This window comes from Skermanella sp. (assembly GCF_059503625.1).
The window spans coordinates 1-3,110 of the sequence record NZ_JCACHA010000261.1; the positions used below are offsets into that span (position 1 = coordinate 1).

At 63.4% G+C, this 3,110-nt stretch carries 5 protein-coding genes; 2 read left to right on the forward strand and 3 right to left on the reverse strand.

The window, feature by feature from the left end; all coding sequences use genetic code 11:
* On the forward strand, positions 1 to 272 hold a 272-nt coding region (locus AC5JJ6_RS06210; protein WP_496041206.1), incomplete at its 5' end, for a TIM44-like domain-containing protein.
* A 54-nt stretch (positions 273 to 326) separates the two neighbouring features.
* Here the strand turns inward: AC5JJ6_RS06210 and AC5JJ6_RS06215 are convergent.
* Entirely contained in the window at positions 327 to 770 is a 444-nt protein-coding gene (locus tag AC5JJ6_RS06215; RefSeq protein ID WP_496041207.1) for a hypothetical protein, read from the reverse strand.
* Positions 771 to 947: 177 nt separating this feature from the next.
* On the opposite strand from AC5JJ6_RS06215, the gene AC5JJ6_RS06220 reads away from it, so the two are divergent.
* Positions 948 to 1,283 carry a hypothetical protein gene (locus AC5JJ6_RS06220; RefSeq protein WP_044427000.1) on the forward strand — a complete coding sequence of 112 codons (336 nt, stop codon included), beginning with the start codon at positions 948 to 950 and terminating at the stop codon, positions 1,281 to 1,283.
* A 99-nt stretch (positions 1,284 to 1,382) separates the two neighbouring features.
* Here the strand turns inward: AC5JJ6_RS06220 and AC5JJ6_RS06225 are convergent, their stop codons facing one another.
* Positions 1,383 to 2,492, reverse strand: a complete 1,110-nt coding sequence (locus AC5JJ6_RS06225; RefSeq protein WP_496041208.1) for an S-(hydroxymethyl)glutathione dehydrogenase/class III alcohol dehydrogenase — start codon at positions 2,490 to 2,492, stop codon at positions 1,383 to 1,385.
* Positions 2,493 to 2,577: 85 nt separating this feature from the next.
* On the reverse strand, positions 2,578 to 3,110 hold a 533-nt coding region (locus AC5JJ6_RS06230; RefSeq protein ID WP_496041209.1), incomplete at its 5' end, for an NADPH-dependent FMN reductase.

Below are 3,110 nucleotides of genomic sequence, written 5' to 3' on the forward strand. Positions count from 1 at the left end.
AGGAACTGGACGACAACGCCGCGCGCGGCGTCGTCAACCGGATTGAGGACGTGAAACTGCTTCAGGGCGACCTGGCCGAGTCGTGGCGCGAAGGTGCTGTCGATTACGCCACCGTGGCCCTGCGTTACGGGCTGGTGGACTATACGGTCAACAAGGCGGACGATCAGTTGGTCGACGGCGACCGCACGAAGCCGTCGGAAGGCGTCGAGGTCTGGACCTTCCAGCGTCCTGCCGGCGGCGGCTGGGTGCTCTCCGCCATCCAGCAGTCCTGACCCACGCCCTTAGACCTAAAGCCTCCTAGACCGGAAGCCATGGCCGCCGCCCGGCTACCATCTTACGAAGATGCCGACATCCCCCGGCATGCCGCCGGGGAAGTTGAGGATCATCGCATGCATGCGGTAGCCGAGCGGCTCCAGCTCGGAGAGGAAGAAGTCATAGGCGCGCTTCGCGTATCCTTCCAGGGTCGCCGGCCATTCCGGTTCGGCATTGTTGATCGCCCTTCCGCCGTCGGTGCACCAGTCGCTGGGGAAGCGCAGCACCATGACTTCCTTCTCGCCGCGCTCGACGGCTCGGCGGACGGCATGCGAAAAGCGCCGTCTGACGTCCGGGGAAATGTCGCGCTCCAGGAAAGCGGCGTGCAGATGGGCCTGTTCCGCTTCCCGCAGCTTGCGCTGCTCCATCTCCTCACGGGCTTGCGCCTGTTCCTTTTCGGCGACGATACGCCTGATGTCCCCCGGCGAGATCAGGGCGTCCGATTCGGGCTGGGTCATGATCGTACCTCCCATGCTTCGACAAGGCATCATTTTGAAGCCGCCGATCCGATCCATCAAAACATCTTAAGGTATTCGCGCACTCATCCGGCCGACATGCGTGCCTATGTCTCTTTCGTACGGGATGGTACGCCGGACGGTACACGTGTATTGTCGGGATGAAACAGGAGGGATGCCGTGAGTAAGTACGAGGAGCAAGCCTACCGAGTTGGCGGCGCCAAGCCCAATCCTAACGCCAAGCCCAATGTACCGTTGCTGAAAAGCCAGTTAGCCCGGCTGAAGCACGATCTCGAGCAGTTCATGGCCCGCAAGCCCGACGGCTCGGTGATCGCCCCGCTGAGGGAGCGGATCAGGGAGATGGAGTCGACCATCGCCAGCGCAGAGGCCGAGAACAAGCGCGAGCGTCAGGCGAACCGCCCCGACGACGACGATACGGGATCGGGAGCCCGCGGTGAGATGAGGTCGACATCCAGCCGCTTTCCACCAAGGGGACGACCCGGCCGCGCCGGTTGAGCCTGCCGGTATAAAGAGCCTGCCAGAGAAAAAGCGCCGGCGGCGGGTCATCCCGCCGCCGGCGCTTTTCTTTTGCGCGCCGAACGGAGCGCGCGACGCTTAGAAGGTGACGACCGAACGGATCGACTTGCCTTCGTGCATCAGGTCGAAGGTGTCGTTGATCTGGTCGAGCGGCACGACATGGGTGATCAGATCGTCGATGTTGATCTTGCCGTCCATGTACCAGTCGACGATCTTGGGAACGTCGGTCCGGCCACGGGCGCCGCCGAAGGCGCTGCCCTTCCACACCCGGCCCGTGACGAGCTGGAACGGACGGGTCGAGATCTCGGCACCCGAGGGCGCCACGCCGATGATGGTAGAGATGCCCCAGCCCTTATGGCAGCACTCCAGCGCCTGACGCATCGTGTTGATGTTGCCGATGCACTCGAAGGTGTAATCGGCCCCGCCCTTGGTCAGTTCGACCAGATGCGGGACGATGTCGCCGCCGATTTCCTTCGGGTTGACGAAGTGGGTCATGCCGAACTTCTCGGCCATTTCCCTACGGCCGTTGTTCAGATCGACGCCGACGATCATGTTGGCGCCGACCATGCGGGCGCCCTGGATCACGTTCAGGCCGATGCCGCCGAGACCGAACACGACGACATTGGCGCCGGGGTGGACGCCTGCCGTCCAGATCACCGCGCCGAGACCGGTGGTAACGCCGCAGCCGATGTAGCAGACCTTGTCGAACGGAGCGTCCTCGCGGATCTTGGCGAGCGCGATCTCGGGCAGCACCGTGAAGTTGGCGAAGGTCGAGCAGCCCATGTAGTGGTAGATCGGCTTGCCGTTGAACGAGAACCGGCTGGTGCCGTCGGGCATGACGCCCCGGCCCTGGGTTTCGCGAATCGCCTGGCACAGGTTGGTGCGCTGGCTGAGGCAGTATTCGCAGTTGCGGCATTCCGGCGTGTAGAGCGGAATGACGTGGTCGCCCTTCTTCAGGCTGGTGACGCCCGGTCCGACATCGACCACGATGCCGGCGCCCTCGTGCCCGAGGATGCAGGGAAACTTACCTTCGCTGTCGGCGCCCGACAGGGTGTAGGCGTCGGTATGACAGACGCCGGTAGCCTTGATTTCGACCAGCACTTCGCCGAACTTCGGGCCTTCCAACTGTACTGTCTCGATGCTGAGTGGTTTGCCGGCCTCGAAGGCTACGGCAGCACGTACGTCCATTATTAAATCCCTCCCAACACGGACATTTCTTGCCTTGTGGCCCGATGCTTGCCCATCCCTCCGGGCAAATCAACCCTCCAAGGGTCTAGGATCCGGACCTAGCACGTTGGTGGTAGCGAATATGATCCGCAAAAGAGGCCAGAAACCCCTTGAGGAAATCGGCCGTGCCCTGATCCGTCAAATTGCCGTCCGCGTCGAACTTGGAGTTCGCCTGACCGATCATGACTTCGGGCCGGTTCATCACCTGTCCGTTGAGATAGATGAAGCACTGGCGCAGGTGGTACTGGGCGCGGGACGACCCCAGCACGCCGGGACTGGCGCCCAGGATGCCGATCGGCTTGCCGTCGAACGGCTGCTCGGGCGGGCGCGATGCCCAGTCGATCGCGTTCTTCAGCACGCCGGGGATCGAGTAGTTGTATTCCGGCGTCGCGATCAGCACGCCGTCGGCCGCCTTCAGGGCGTCGCGGAAGGACTGGACGCTGGGCGGATACCCAGGCCCGGTGCGCAGGTCGTCGTTGTAGAGCGGGATTTCCGACAGGTCGAAGATGTCGATCGCCAGATCGGCCGGGGCCAGCGTCTTCAGCGCGCGCAGTGCCGCGGTATTGATGGACCCCTTGC